At 41.9% G+C, this 14590-nt stretch carries 12 protein-coding genes and 1 riboswitch; of the genes, 10 read left to right on the top strand and 2 right to left on the bottom strand.

Annotation, left to right across the window (positions count from 1 at the left end):
- The first annotated feature begins 8 nt into the window (after positions 1-8).
- The 9 genes from A5N88_RS11335 (at position 9) to A5N88_RS11295 (ending at position 9873) form a co-directional block, all read left to right on the top strand.
- Positions 9-1208 carry an acetyl-CoA C-acyltransferase gene (locus tag A5N88_RS11335; RefSeq protein ID WP_198160248.1) on the top strand — a complete coding sequence of 400 codons (1200 nt, stop codon included), beginning with the start codon at positions 9-11 and terminating at the stop codon, positions 1206-1208.
- A gap of 68 nt (positions 1209-1276) precedes the next feature.
- Entirely contained in the window at positions 1277-2140 is an 864-nt protein-coding gene (gene paaX, locus A5N88_RS11330; protein ID WP_066270459.1) for a phenylacetic acid degradation operon negative regulatory protein PaaX, read from the top strand.
- 22 nt (positions 2141-2162) lie between these two features.
- Positions 2163-3134 carry an NAD(P)H-dependent flavin oxidoreductase gene (locus A5N88_RS11325; protein WP_066266004.1) on the top strand — a complete coding sequence of 324 codons (972 nt, stop codon included), beginning with the start codon at positions 2163-2165 and terminating at the stop codon, positions 3132-3134.
- Between the two features lie 368 nt (positions 3135-3502).
- Entirely contained in the window at positions 3503-3904 is a 402-nt protein-coding gene (locus A5N88_RS11320; RefSeq protein ID WP_066266002.1) for a thioesterase family protein, read from the top strand.
- A gap of 43 nt (positions 3905-3947) precedes the next feature.
- Positions 3948-5060, top strand: a complete 1113-nt coding sequence (locus A5N88_RS11315) for a Leu/Phe/Val dehydrogenase (RefSeq protein WP_066266001.1) — start codon at positions 3948-3950, stop codon at positions 5058-5060.
- Positions 5061-5083: 23 nt separating this feature from the next.
- On the top strand, positions 5084-6151 hold the full coding sequence (gene pdhA, locus A5N88_RS11310; protein WP_066266000.1) for a pyruvate dehydrogenase (acetyl-transferring) E1 component subunit alpha: 1068 nt from the start codon (positions 5084-5086) through the stop codon (positions 6149-6151).
- A complete protein-coding gene (locus tag A5N88_RS11305; protein WP_066265999.1) occupies positions 6148-7143 on the top strand; it encodes an alpha-ketoacid dehydrogenase subunit beta in 996 nt (331 codons plus the stop codon). Before pdhA ends, A5N88_RS11305 begins: the two co-directional genes overlap by 4 nt.
- Before the next feature lie 41 nt (positions 7144-7184).
- Positions 7185-8429, top strand: a complete 1245-nt coding sequence (locus A5N88_RS11300) for a dihydrolipoamide acetyltransferase family protein (RefSeq protein WP_066270457.1) — start codon at positions 7185-7187, stop codon at positions 8427-8429.
- Between the two features lies 1 nt (position 8430).
- Positions 8431-9873 carry a dihydrolipoyl dehydrogenase family protein gene (locus A5N88_RS11295; protein ID WP_066265997.1) on the top strand — a complete coding sequence of 481 codons (1443 nt, stop codon included), beginning with the start codon at positions 8431-8433 and terminating at the stop codon, positions 9871-9873.
- Between the two features lie 737 nt (positions 9874-10610).
- Here the strand turns inward: A5N88_RS11295 and A5N88_RS11290 are convergent.
- Positions 10611-11900, bottom strand: coding sequence for an NCS2 family permease (locus A5N88_RS11290; protein WP_066265995.1), 1290 nt, complete (start codon positions 11898-11900; stop codon positions 10611-10613).
- Between the two features lie 225 nt (positions 11901-12125).
- Here A5N88_RS11290 and A5N88_RS11285 point away from each other — a divergent pair, with 225 nt between their 5' ends.
- Positions 12126-12776, top strand: coding sequence for an HAD family hydrolase (locus A5N88_RS11285; protein ID WP_066265992.1), 651 nt, complete (start codon positions 12126-12128; stop codon positions 12774-12776).
- Between the two features lie 280 nt (positions 12777-13056).
- Here the strand turns inward: A5N88_RS11285 and A5N88_RS11280 are convergent, their stop codons facing one another.
- Positions 13057-13437, bottom strand: a complete 381-nt coding sequence (locus A5N88_RS11280; RefSeq protein WP_066265990.1) for a Na-translocating system protein MpsC family protein — start codon at positions 13435-13437, stop codon at positions 13057-13059.
- A gap of 233 nt (positions 13438-13670) precedes the next feature.
- A riboswitch (cyclic di-AMP (ydaO/yuaA leader) is annotated at positions 13671-13813 on the top strand.
- Positions 13814-14590 lie beyond the last annotated feature (777 nt).

Raw genomic sequence — 14590 nt, 5'->3', positions numbered from 1 at the left:
GAATGAAAGTGGAAACAGCTGTTATTATTGATGCTATTAGAACTCCGATTGGCCGCTATAAAGGTGCCTTAAAGCATGTTCGTCCGGATGACCTTGGGGCACATGCCATACGTGCGCTGCTTGATCGCAATCCCTCTGTTCCGGTTCAGGAAATAGAAGAAGTGGTGCTGGGGAATGCCAATCAAGCAGGAGAGGATAATCGAAATGTAGCGAGGATGTCTGCCCTGCTGGCAGGTATTCCAATTGAAACAGCAGCTACTACCGTCAACCGGCTTTGCGGATCTGGATTGGATGCGGTTATTTATGCAGCAAGAGCCATCGCAATAGGTGATGGTGATATTTTCATTGCCGGAGGAACAGAAAGTATGTCGAGAGCGCCATTTGTAATGGCGAAGCCCGAACATGATTTTCCGAGAGGCAATATGGAAATGTTTGATACCACAATCGGCTGGCGCTTTGTGAATCCAAAGCTGAAAGCCATGTATGGAACAGATTCCATGCCGGAAACTGCTGAGAACGTGGCACGAAAGTTTGGTATAAGCCGGGAGAGTCAGGATATTTTTGCCTATGAAAGCCAAATAAAAGCAAAAAAGGCAATAGAATCCCGGAAATTTGAGCAGGAGATAGCTCCCGTTTCCTGGAAGGATCGAAAAGGCAATATAATAGAGTTTACAGAGGATGAACATCCGCGGTTTGATACCACAATGGAGAAGCTTTCGAAATTGAAGCCTTTATTTGAAAATGGAACGGTCACAGCCGGGAATGCTTCGGGTGTGAATGATGGAGCAGCAGCCTTGCTGCTCATGAGTGAATCCAAAGCGAAAAAGCTCGGACTAAAGCCGCTCGCAAAAATAAAAGCTTCTGCAGTAGCAGGAACAGAGCCGGCACTAATGGGCCTCGGTCCTGTTTTTTCTACAAAAAAAGCATTTAAAAGAGCGGGAATTACCATTCGCCATATTCAATTGGCAGAACTGAATGAGGCATTTGCTTCTCAATCTCTGGAGTGCATCCGCCAGCTGGAGCTGGATTCTGCCATAGTAAATGTAAATGGTGGGGCCATTGCCCTTGGCCATCCTCTTGGAGCCAGCGGAGCAAGGATTTTGACTACACTCCTTTATGAGATGAAACGGAGAAACATGGAAATAGCCCTGGCAACGATGTGTGTAGGTGTAGGGCAGGGAATATCCCTTATTATAGAAAACCAGTAATCTGAAAAATAGTTATAGATAATAAAGGTAGTGAAGTTGAATTGAGCAGCCAATTAAATACGAGATCGATGATTTTTACACTTTACGGCGATTACATCCGCCATTACGGAAATGAGATTTGGATTGGAAGCTTGATTAGGCTTCTAAAGGAATTTGGCCATAATGAACAGTCAATCCGCGCAGCTATGTCAAGGATGTATAAGCAAGGCTGGGTCGATTCAAGAAAAAGCGGAAATAAAAGCTATTATTATTTAACAAAACGCGGCATGGAAAGAATGGAGGAAGCGGCTAAAAGAATTTTTAAGCTGAGTCCGGAGAAATGGGATGGAAAGTGGAGAATGCTGATCTATTCCATACCAGAAGAAAAAAGGAACATACGCGATGAAATTCGCAAGGAGCTTGTATGGAGCGGTTTTGGTAATTTGTCCAACAGTACATGGATTTCACCTAATGACCTAACGAAGCAGGTATATAGCTTAGTAGATAAATATGGTATTCAGGAATATGTCCATTACTTTATATCCAATTATGATGGGCCTCATCAGAACGAGCGCTTACTCAATGCATGCTGGGATATTTCTGAAATTAACGAGCATTATTCCGATTTTATCCGCCGCTATCAAAATCAATACGAAAAAGATGCCATAAAGCTGAAAAACAATGAGATGACGGAGGCAGAATGCTTTGTAGAAAGAACAAGGCTCGTTCATGAATATAGAAAATTTCTTTTCATCGATCCCGGCTTGCCAGAAGAGCTTTTGCCAGAAAAGTGGCTGGGAAATGAGGCAGCCAGCCTTTTTAGTGACTATTACCGCTTACTTGCGAAGCCTTCGGGAACATTTTTCGAATCTGTCTTTCAAAAGGGGAATGAGCTTGATAGAAAAGACAAGGAATACAATATGTATCAGCATCCTCTTATGATAGAAGGATAGTGGCAGAGAAGGGAGCCTCGTTATGGATTTAAAGAAAATACTCGGAATTGACCGTCCCATCATCCAGGGGGGGATGGGAAATATCAGCAATGCCCTTCTTACTTCGGCTGTTTCCAATGCAGGTGGGCTTGGTACAATCGGTGCAGGGACCAGGCCGCCTGCTGAGGTGGAACGAATAATCCAAGAAACCAAGGCTAGAACGGACCGGCCTTTTGCATTAAACATAGCTTTATCTGTCAGTCCGCATACAAAGGAGTTAATGCTGCTTGCAGAAAAGTATCAAATCCCGGTAATTTCCCTGTCTGCCGGCAATCCGGTTCCATACATACCGTTTCTTCATCAGATAGGTGCTAAAGTGATGGCGGTAACGGGAAGTGTAAAGCATGCCTTGAAGGCTGAAGCAGCGGGAGCCGATGTAATTGTTGCAGAAGGAGTGGAGGCAGCGGGAATCAATTCGCCCTATGAATCTACAACAATGGTTCTTATTCCGCAAATAACAGACGCTGTTACCATTCCAGTTGTGGCTGCAGGAGGGATTGCAGACGGGAGAGGAATGCTGGCTGCCTTTTCCCTGGGAGCACAGGGGGTGCAGCTCGGTACAAGATTCATAGCCACAAAGGAAGCTCCTTTTGCAAGTGCTTATAAAGAAAGGATAGTAGGAGCGGGAGATACAAGCACTATCATTATCGGCCGCACACTGGGGAGAATTAGGAGAGTCTTGGACGGCCCTTTTGCAAAGCGGATTGCTGTCAAAGAAAAAAGCGGATTAAGTCTAGAAGAATATGAAAAAGCGACAACTGAAATGCAGCACTGCCTGGGTGCTTTAGAAGGAAATGAAGAAGACGGGTTTATGAACAGCGGACAAATTGCAGGTCTTATAAAGGATATTCCATCTGTTCAAGAGCTCTTGGATCAGATAGAAGCAGAATACAGAACACAGCTTGAAAAACTGGCGGGAGTCCTCCCTGTTAAAAATCAGGCGGACAGAAACTAATTAACACTGTGCTGCAGTAAGTAATACTAAATACAAGACATTTTTAAGGCTTTGTTAGCGTAAGGCAAAATACTCCTGCGAGACTAGAGAGATCTCGCAGGAGCATGCGACGAGGAGGCTCCCGACCGCAAGCTTAAAGCGAGTGCCTGAAGCGTGAATCAACCAGCAGGAAGAACAAAGTAATTTTTTGAAAATGTAAGCGGTTTCTAAAAAGCTCGATGAAAGCAATTATTGCAGATCTTTTTAAAATGACTCTGTTCCATTTTTTAGTTGATAACTGTCAGTTTTTTAGTTGAGCTGAAAGGGCGAAACGGACGTTTTTAGCCTAAAAAAAACCAATCACCTGTAATTTAAAAGGAGGGAACTAGATGAAATCAGGAATGGAAATAGGCAGAACTTCCAATATTACATTTACTGTTACTCCGGAAATGTTTGCCCAATTTGAGGGTGAGATTGTACATGAGGCCTATTCCACTGTTTCCATGGTTTATCACATGGAGTGGGCCTCCAGGAAAATCATCCTTCCTTTTTTAGAGGAGGATGAGGAAGGAATCGGCGGAGCGGTTGAGGTCAAGCACATTGCTCCAACTGGTCCCGGAACCATTGTGAACATAAAGGCAACTCTAACAAAAGTGAAGGAGAACGTCATTATCACAGAAACGGAAGCAACGAACGAAAAAGGATTGATTGGAAAAGGCCGGGTTAAACAGGTCGTACTAAAAAAAGCGGATATTCATCGCAAATTAATGGAATCCGGAATCAAAAACTAGTCAATTACCCCTAGTAAAGAAAGCGAAAAAGGGAGAGATAGAAATGGATTTATTTAACCAAATATCGGAGCATGAACAGGTCGTATTTTGCAATGATCCAAAAACAGGGCTAAAAGCAATTATTGCTATACATAATACAACACTTGGTCCCGCAACAGGGGGCTGCAGAATGTATCCCTACGCATCGTTTGACCAGGCATTAAATGATGCCCTAAGGCTGTCACGGGGAATGACGTATAAATGTGCTGCTGCAGATGTCGACTTTGGCGGCGGCAAAACAGTGATCATAGGGGATCCCAGGAAAGATAAAACTCCTGAGCTTTTCAGATCTCTGGGACAATATATTGATTCACTTAACGGCCGCTATTATACAGGCACGGATATGGGAACTTCACCAGAGGATTTTGTTCATGCTATGAAAGAAACCAACTGTATAGTCGGCATCCCTGAAGAATACGGGGGCAGCGGTGACTCTTCCATTCCTACTGCGCAGGGTGTCATTTACGGAATAAAGGCAACCAACCAAGTATTGGACGGTTCCAATGAGATCGGCACAAAAACTTACGCTATTCAAGGACTAGGCAAAGTAGGATTCAAAGTGGCTGTTCAGCTGCTTGAAGAAGGCGCATCCCTTTATGTTTCAGATATCAATTCTGCTGCGGTAGAAGAATTAAAAAAATTTGGCAAAGGAATTGGGAATGAAGCCATTAAAGAAGTGGAAGGAAATGATATATATGGGATCGAGGCAGACGTATTCGTTCCTTGTGCCCTTGGCGGAATCGTCTCTGACGAATCTATTGAACGATTAAACGTGAAAGCTGTGGTAGGTTCAGCGAACAATCAATTAAAAGAAGAACGCCGGCATGGTGATGCGCTTCGGGCAAAGGGCATCCTTTATGCACCTGATTATATTGTTAACGCTGGAGGGTTGATTCAGGTATCCGATGAATTATACGGTCCCAGCAAGAAGAGGGTAATGGATAAAACGAAGGCCATCTATACTTCTTTATTGGAAATCTATAAAACTTCCGAAAACCATGGAATCTCTACGGTAGAGGCAGCAAACCATTTTGTTGAAAACAGAATTGAAGCAAGGAAGCAGAGAAACAGCTTCTTTTCCCATCATAAGCGGCCAAAGTGGAACATTAAACATTAAGCGCTTCCAAGGAGGAATAAGAGATGACGCAATTTAAAACTATATCCTATCTCGACACGGAGGGCAATCTATTAAATCAGGATATTAAGCCTTTCTTATCAAAAGATTTCATTCAAGCGCTATATCAAAAATTAATAACGGCCAGAACGTTTGACCGTAAAGCAATCAGCCTGCAGCGCCAAGGGAGGCTGGGAACCTATGCGCCCTTTGAAGGACAGGAAGCTGCGCAGGTGGGAAGTGCGATGGCTCTTTCCAGTGAGGACTGGCTTTTTCCAACCTACCGCGACCATGCCGCTTCCATTACCTTTGGACATTCCCTGAAAACGATCCTTTTGTATTGGAATGGAAGAGTAGAAGGATGTATTCCGCCAGAAGGAAAAAAAATATTTCCGCCGGCAGTTCCGATTGCGACGCAGCTGCCGCATGCAACAGGAGCTGCACTGGCAGAAAAGTGGAAAGGGACGAGAAATGCAGCCATTGTCTATTTTGGAGATGGCGCCACATCAGAAGGGGATTTTCATGAAGGCTTAAATTTTGCCAGTGTGTTTAAAGCACCTGTTGTCTTTTTTAATCAAAATAACCAATTCGCCATTTCAGTTCCAATAGAAAAACAGATGAATTCAAAAACGATTGCCCAAAAATCAGTAGCTTATGGCATCCCTGGCATAAGGATAGACGGAAATGATATATTGGCCGTTTATTTTGAAACTCAAAAGGCACTTGAAAAAGCAAGGGATGGAGAAGGACCCGTCTTAATTGAAGCTGTTACGTGGAGGTATGGAGCACATACCACTACAGATGATCCGACTAAATATCGCGACCAAGGTCTAAGCGAAATGAAAAGAGAAGAAAGCGATCCTATTGTCCGCTTGGAAAGATATATGAAAAATACAGGGATCTGGGATGAAGAATGGACCCATAAGGTTCAAGAGGCTGCCGCTGCAGAAATTGAAGAGGCTATTGCAGAAATGGAAGCATTCCCTAAGCCGAATGTGGAAGATTTATTTGATCATGTCTTTGAAAAAGCAACTTGGACCATTGAAGAACAGAAAGAAGACTATCTTGATTTCCTAAGAGGTGTTAATCAATGATTGCGACTGAAAAAACAAAGAAATTATCGTTGGTTCAAGCGGTGACGGATGGATTAAGAACCATGATGGCTGAAAAAAAGGAAATTATTGTTATGGGAGAGGATGTTGGCAGGAATGGAGGCGTTTTTCGTGCAACGGAGGGCCTCCTTGAAGAATTCGGTGAACAAAGAATTATTGATACGCCTTTGAGTGAAGCGGGCATAGTTGGAACAGGGATAGGCCTTGCCATTAATGGATTTATTCCTGTTGTGGAGATGCAGTTTTTGGGATTCATCTATCCTGCTTTTGAGCAAATTATGACACATGCTACCCGCATCCGAATGCGGACCCAGGGGCATTTTCATGTACCAATGGTCATTCGGGCGCCATATGGGGCGGGGATCCGTGCACCAGAAATTCACTCAGACAGTGTAGAAGCTCTTTTTACTCATATGCCGGGAATTAAAGTGGTCTGTCCATCAAACCCTTACGATGCAAAGGGTTTATTAATTGCCAGCATAGAAGATCCGGATCCTGTTTTGTTTTTAGAATCCTTAAGATCCTACAGGGCCTTTAAAGAAGAGGTGCCGGTTGAGAAATATACCATTGAAATTGGGAAAGCAAGCACCATTATCGAAGGGGAAGACCTTACTCTCATTGCCTGGGGAGCGATGGTGCCGGTAGCCATGAAAGCCGCCGAACTGGCTAGAGCTCAAGGTATACATTGCGAGGTCATTGATTTGCGTACGCTGTATCCATTAGATAAGGAAGCCATTGCTAAATCCGTCCAAAAAACAGGCAGAGCGGTTATTGTCCATGAAGCGCATGCCACCAGCGGATTAGGCGCAGACATACTATCCCTTATACAGGATACGTCCTTTCTGTATTTGAAGGCACCGATAGAAAGAGTCACAGGTTTTGACGTTCCGGTTCCTTTTTACTCCTTGGAAAAACACTATCTGCCTAACGAAGGAAGAATTCTCAGAGCCATTGAAAAAACGATCCATTTTTAAAAGTACATTCGATAAAGATAAGAGAGCTGGTGATTAAATTGATAGAGGTAAAGCTTCATGATATTGGAGAAGGCATGACAGAAGGAGAGGTCCTTGCTTATTTTGTGAAAGTTGGAGATCAGGTTGTAAGCGATCAGCCAATAGTGGAAGTTCAAACGGACAAAATGACCGCTGAGCTTCCTTCCCCTGTTTCAGGAACGGTGAAAGAAATTCTGGTAGAAGCCGGTACGAATGTGGATGTTGGTACAACACTCCTGCTTATTGATTCTGGCTCGGGGATGAAAAATAACCAAGTGGAAAAGAAGGAGCCTGTTGCCTTTCAGATTGGGAATGTGATTTCGGGAACAAAAAAGGAATTGTCCGTAACTTTAAGTCAGGCACCTACTCAGAAAGTGATATTAGCAGCTCCTTATACAAGGAAAATAGCAAGAGAATTAGGAATCGATTTGGGTGAGATCAAGGGGACAGGGCCCGCTGGACGCATTACAGATGAGGATGTATACGGTTATGTAAATCGTAAGCATGAAAAACCAGCCGTAATGCAGGAAGAAATGGAAACAATGGAACCCGCTCCAATTTTGCCTGAATCCCAATCTGTAGAGAAGACATTGCCTTTTAAAGGCCGCAGAAAACAAATTGCATCTAAAATGGCAAAATCACTTTACACCATTCCTCATGTTACTCATTTTGAAGAGGTGGATGTTACCAGGCTCATTTCTTTAAGAAGCGAATGGAAGGACCAGGGGAAAACAATTTCTGTAGCTGCTTTTTTTATAAAGGCTCTTCAGCTTGCCCTTGTAAAGTTTCCAATTTTTAATGCAAGACTGGATGAGGAACAGCAATTGATTCGATTGAATAGCGAGTGCAATATTGGAGTCGCAGTCGATACGGAAGAAGGGTTAATTGTTCCTGTAATTCACCAAGCCGGACAAAAAAGCATACTCGAAATTCATGCCGAAATGAAAGAGCTCATTCACAAAGCACAAAGCAATGAACTGACAGCCCGCGAAATTTCAGGTGGAACCTTTACCATGAGCAATGTAGGTCCGCTTGGCGGGATAGGTGCAACACCGATTATCAATTTTCCAGAAGTGGCTTTGATCTCTTTCCATAAAACAAAGCAGCAGCCAGTTGTAAGGAATAATGAAATTGTGATTCGATCGATGATGAATCTCTCGATGTCTTTTGATCATCGTGTCGCAGACGGTGCAACTGCAGTTGGTTTTACAAATTATTTTAGCGAGCTGATTGAAAATCCTGCAAGTATGTTATTGGAGTTGAAGTGAGATGGTTGTAGGGGAAATGATTCAAGAAAAGCAGGTTGTAGTAATTGGTGGAGGGCCGGCAGGGTACACGGCAGCGATAAGGGCAGCACAATTAGGAAAAGATGTCATGCTTATAGAAAAAAATAGGCTTGGCGGAATTTGCTTGAATGAAGGCTGCATTCCCTCCAAAACGCTGGCTTATGCTGCGGCACAGCTGAAACATACAGATGTCATGAAACAGATAGGTATACAATTTGACCAGGCAACAATGGACTTTGAGGTGTTTCGTAAACATCGTGACGGGGTTGTAGAGCAGCTGCGTAAAGGGGTAGAGGCTTTATGCAAGGAAAACATGCTTGAGGTTATCTATGGAGATGCACACTTTCTTGAAGAAGACCGTATCGCAATTGAGAGAGGACAGCAATTCGATATTGTTCAATTTGAAAAAGCGATTGTTGCCACAGGAGCTTCACGGGAAATGGATGAAGTGAAGTATGAAAGAAAGCTTAGCTCCGCGCATGTATTTCATTTGGATGAAATACCTGAAACACTTATATTGGCCGGGATAGACTATATCGTTCTCGAGGCGGCCTTTGCTTACTCATCTTTGGGGACAGAGGTTGTTATTCTTATGGACAAAAAAGAGCATTTTCCTGTTGATAAGGATATAGAGAAGGAATTAATCCGCCAGATCAAGAAACAAAAAATTAAATTTCATTCAGGCGTAACGGATCTGTCTCTAGCAGAGGACGAGAAAGCCATTACCTGTACTTTCAGGAATGAAAAAGGGGAATTAAATTCATTAACAGCTGAGTATATGTACGTACGTGAAGGCTGGAAAGGAAATACGGAAAGCCTTGGTCTAAATAGAATTGGACTTTTAACAGATCAAAAAGGTTTTATTAAAGTAGACCAGCAATGCAAAACGAACCTACCTTCTATCTATGCTGCAGGAGATGTAACGGGTGCTCCTCTTCTTGCCATAAAAGGCATTAAGCAAGGCAAGGCAGCAGCTGAAGCCATTTGCGGCATCCCTTCAGAAACAGACTTTACATGGATTCCAAGTGTTATTCACACTAGTCCTCCGATTGCGTATGCAGGCCTTACAGAACAACAAGCAGCCACATATGGATATTCCATTCAAACGGGACAATACCGGTTGAATGGAAATGGGTATGCAGTATTAACAGGTAAGCGGGATGGTTTATTAAAATTGGTGAAGGAATCAGAGTCGGGACGACTTTTGGGTATGCATATCATAGGCGAAGGGGCTATCGAATTAATTTCAGCTGGTGTGTTAGGCGGGGAGATGGTAGCCCGTGATGAAGATTTTCTATTCCCCAGCTATCCTCATCCAAGTTTTAACGAAGGAATTCTGGAGGCAATGGAGGATATGGCAGGTTTGTCTATTCATCAAAAGCCGAAAAAGAGAGAGCTCGCTAACCGTGTAGGTATGCGGCAATAATATATAAAAATTAATAGGCCGGGCAACCATTTTGGTTGCCTGCTTTTTTTAGTGCAGAGTGCGGGGCATTTACATATTGGCCTATCTCTTACAAGTGATAAAGGAAATAGCGCGCTGGTGTCCAGCGCGGCAAGTCCTTCATCGAGGGGATGAAGGACGAAAGGTCGAGAATAGAAACGAGAAAAGTCCTTCATAAAGGGGATGAAGGACGAAAGGACGAGGAGAGAAGCGAGAAAAGTCCTTCATCGAGGGGATGAAGGACAAAAGGACGAGGAGAGAAGCGAGAAAAGTCCTTCATAGAGGGAACGAAGGACGAAAGGACGAGGAGAGAAGCGAGAAAAGTCCTTCATCGAGGGGATGAAGGACGAAAGGACGAGGAGAGAAGCGAGAAAAGTCCTTCATCGAGGGGATGAAGGACAAAAGGGAGAGGAGAGAAGTGAGAAAAGTCCTTCATAGAGGGAATGAAGGACAAAAGGGAGAGGAGAGAAGTGAGAAAAGTCCTTCATAGAGGGAATGAAGGACGAAAGGGAGAGGAGTACAGCGCGCAAAGTCCTTTATTAAACCCTATAAAGAACCATAACTCCAACAAAAGCCTAAAACTTCACCCAGCTCTTCATAACGAACATTTGAAATGATTATCTGTGTCCTCTATATTTTTCGCCATAAAAAACAGCCTCGCAAATTTGCAAGGCTGTTGTTCGAACTTCGTTTTTAACCAGTGCTTGTCCGATTATGAATTACAAGAAGATAAGCTGATACAAGAACAGCACGGCAAAAATATAAACTAAGGGGTGAACCTCCCGCCACTTTCCTTTTACCAGCTTCAGTACAGGGTATGAGATAAAGCCTAAAGAAATTCCTGTTGCAATGCTGGATGTAAGCGGCATGCTTAAAATAATGATAAAGGCAGGGAAGGCATCATCAATTGTTCCCCATTTAATATGAGAAACACTTGCGATCATTAAACTTCCAACGATGATAAGCGCTGGAGCTGTAATCGCCGATAAACCGGAAACAGCACTGACTAATGGTCCAAAAAACATGGAAAGCAAGAATAAAATACCGATTGTCAGTGAAGTAAGTCCAGTACGACCTCCAGCCGCAACACCAGAGGAGGATTCGATAAATGCACTTGTTGGGCTGGTTCCAAAAATAGCCCCAACTGTAGTGGCAATAGAATCGGAAAGCAGAGCCTGGCGAGCGCGAGGCAGTGTTTTTCCTTTCATCAGACCTGCCTGCTGGGCAACTCCGACCATGGTTCCTGTGGTATCAAAGATCGTAACGAGCAAGAAAGAGAATACAACTGCGTATAAACTATGATGGATAACATCGCCAAATGCATGGAAAGGATTATGAATTACGACTCCTAACGGCATTTTAGGCATGGATACGACTCCTGTAAATTTCAAGTCGCCAATAAAAAAGGCAATAAGACCTGTAACGATCATGCCAATAAACAAAGCTCCTGGAACATTAAGAGTCATTAAAATTAAGGTTACAGCAAGTCCAATAATGGCTAAAACAGCAGATGTAGTATGCAAATTTCCAAGCTTCACCAGGTTATCCGGATCGGCAGCTATAATGCCAGTCATACGAAGCCCAATAAAGGCAATAAACAATCCCATACCCGCTGTGATTCCGTGCTTTAAATTTTCGGGAATAGCTTCTATTAATTTTTGACGGAAGGGGGTTAAAGATAGAATGATGAAAATAATCCCTGCAACAAATACAGCACCAAATGCCGTTTCATAGGTAATCCCATTTTTTCCTACGACTGAAAAAGCAAAGTAGGCATTCATCCCCATTCCTGGTGCGATGGCAATCGGATAATTCGCAGCAAGAGCCATCCACAATGTACCAAGGGCTGTAGCAATAACGGTTGCCATAAATACTTGATCAAAAGGAACACCGGCCTTAGAAAGTATGGCTGGGTTTACAATCACAATATATACCATGGTTAAAAAGGTAGTAAAACCGCCAACTATCTCCGTTTTGACAGTGGTGTTATTTTCCTTTAATTTAAACATGAAGTAAAACCTCCGGAACACGAACATTTTTTAAACACAGATTATATAATATTCGTTTTTGTAGTGTGTTGCAAGGGAAAATAAGATTTTGGATAAAAAAGTTGAGAGGTGAGAACAGGAAGGCGATAATAAAACTAAATTTTATTATTTACTTATTACTTATCCTGAAGCATAAAAAATATACTTTATTCTATATATGTAAAAAATGTAAAAGGGAGAGAAAACATGAAAGCAATTATATTTGACTTTGACGGTACGATTATTGATACAGAATCTGTATGGTATGAACAGTCCAAAAAGCTGCTTCTAGAACAGTATGAATTTGAACTAGAGCTGGAAGTATTTGCGCGATTTATTGGAACACATGAGGATGGAATTAATGTCTACTACAAAAAATCTGTTGGCGAAAGTTTTGATATTAAACAGTTTAATCAACAATTAAATGAAAGGGTCAATGAACATGTTCAGGCCATTTCTGCTAGAGAGGGATTTTCAACATTATTTGAAAAAGCAAAAGAAATAGGATTGAAAATTGGACTTGCAACAAGTTCAGGACAACAGTGGATTGAGCCTTTTCTTGCGAGGTTTGGCATATTAAATCAATTTGATGCCATTTGCACTCGAGATGAGGTATCGAGAGTCAAGCCTGATCCAGAGCTTTATGAGCTTGCCTTAAAAAAATTAAGGGTAGACCCTTCAGAGGCTGTCGCAATTGAGGACTCAGTTAATGGGTCACTATCTGCTTTGGGGGCAGGTTTGTCTTGCATTGTCATCCCTAATCCCGTCACAAGTCATTCTAGCTTTCATGCCGACACAATAAAACATCAGGATTTTAAAAGCGTATTGGAAGAAATAATCACATTAACAAATAAATGAGCTAATCACTCACTTTTTTCTTTAACCGATTAAAAGGAATAAGTTTAGTGGAAACCTTATTTTGTAGTATGCCAAATAAGCCTGCTTATTATTAAAGCCGTAAACAGGGTAGGAAAGTAGGATCCATCCTTTTTTTCCTCAAAAGGATGGATCCGATTATTTATTTAGGCTTTGTTAAAGGACTCGTTGTTTTTCAGCTCAACTGAAAAAAGTAGGGACTTAACTAAGCCTTGATGTAGGAAATGACAGAATACAAATAAGCTGTAAACGCTTAATTTTATTATTTTTTGCTTTCTTGTTCCAGGAGTTTTTCCAGATTGTGATCTAAAATAAATACCTCAATTCTTTCACCTGTTTTGGTGCTAATGTCACTATGGCTGGATAAAACAGTGCAGTCTGTATACTTTTCGACGATTTCTTCAAATTCCTCGCTGTGCATCTCACGAAGTACCTGTCTCATTTGTTTCACAAGCTTTCTCCCGTACTGGTTGCTTACAAGGTGTTTCTCTTCAATCGTCAATACGCCTTTGAATCTTGCGATGATCATATCCTGGACAATATAGGTTTTTATTTCCTGAGGGCCTCGCCCAATTAGATCACGGTGTAGCTTTATAAATGCCTCTGATAGTTCTACTTCAAGCTTCTTCTTAGACAATGCCATTTTTCTTTTTTCACCCCAATCCGTTTGTACAATGGAAAATATATAACTTTGATAATTAGAATGTCAATATAAATTTTTTACAGTAGCTATTTTGAGCATTTGCTTGTAAATGTTAGATATTATAAAAAAATATGCGCTTTTTGCTCGAATAAGCATTATTTTGAGCAATTTTGATTAAAAATAGTGTTTTACAATAAATTTCCTTGTAAGTAAAATTACCGCATAGAACAAAACAACTGAATCGGCCTAATCTCCTTTTGGAGAACGGAGGAACCATTTTTTTGGGGTTAATTCTGCAGCATTGCAGAAGGGATGAGATTTTCTCTTTCGCCATCCTACCCGTCAGCTAACTTCGTCGGCTAATGCGAAGGGGTCATAAAGACCGCCTTTACAAGGGGCTTTTTTTATTGGGAAAACAGTAAAAGAGCAGCTTGGTTGAAAAAGCAGGTCTTTTGTTATGCCTATTTTCAAGAAAAACGATGCAGAGAAGACAGAATGCAAAGAGAGCGAACGCTGGCTGGGCATTAGGTAGACTACTGTGTGCTTTTTTCCTGATGGTAATAAAACAGGGGATTTTTAATCTATTTCATGTAATGGAAATAAATAGATTCCCCCTTGGCGCCATTGGAGAAAGTATGCATTAGTCTATTTTTTAAGAGGGCAATCTGAGCCTTGCTGTTACTCAAATAATCTGCAATGGAAAAATAATTCAGAAGAGAAAAAGCCGATTGCTTTTCAAAAAAATGTTGTAGCATTGATTGCTGCTTTCACGTATAAAGGGTAAATCTGTATTTTGTCCGGCTTCGATATATCTTTTGATAAACTATCAGAAAGTTTCAGTGCAAAACTTTTTGCATTGTCAAGGCTCTGTGAATCTTACCTGTTGATTTCCGATGTAGGCAGTCGCTTTCTGCTGGCGTTAGGGGAGGATCCTCGGCTGAATCTTAACACTCTTTTCTAAGAAAGAGTCTGGCTCTTACCGCTCCAATCAATATTGTTCTTTATCAAACCCTTTTCCAAATAGCAACAAATTTCACAAAAAGAGTCTATCGAAAACATAGCCATACAGAATGTAAAACATTTTTCACTATATGACGGAGGTAATCACATGTTGGCCTTATGGATGGTTTCACTGCTTTTCGGAGGATTTATT

Origin of the sequence: Heyndrickxia acidicola (assembly GCF_001636425.1) — a bacterium.
GTDB lineage: Bacteria > Bacillota > Bacilli > Bacillales > Bacillaceae_C > Bacillus_AE > Bacillus_AE acidicola.
The sequence above is the reverse complement of the archived record's forward strand: the minus strand, read 5'-3'. Positions and strand labels throughout refer to the sequence as shown.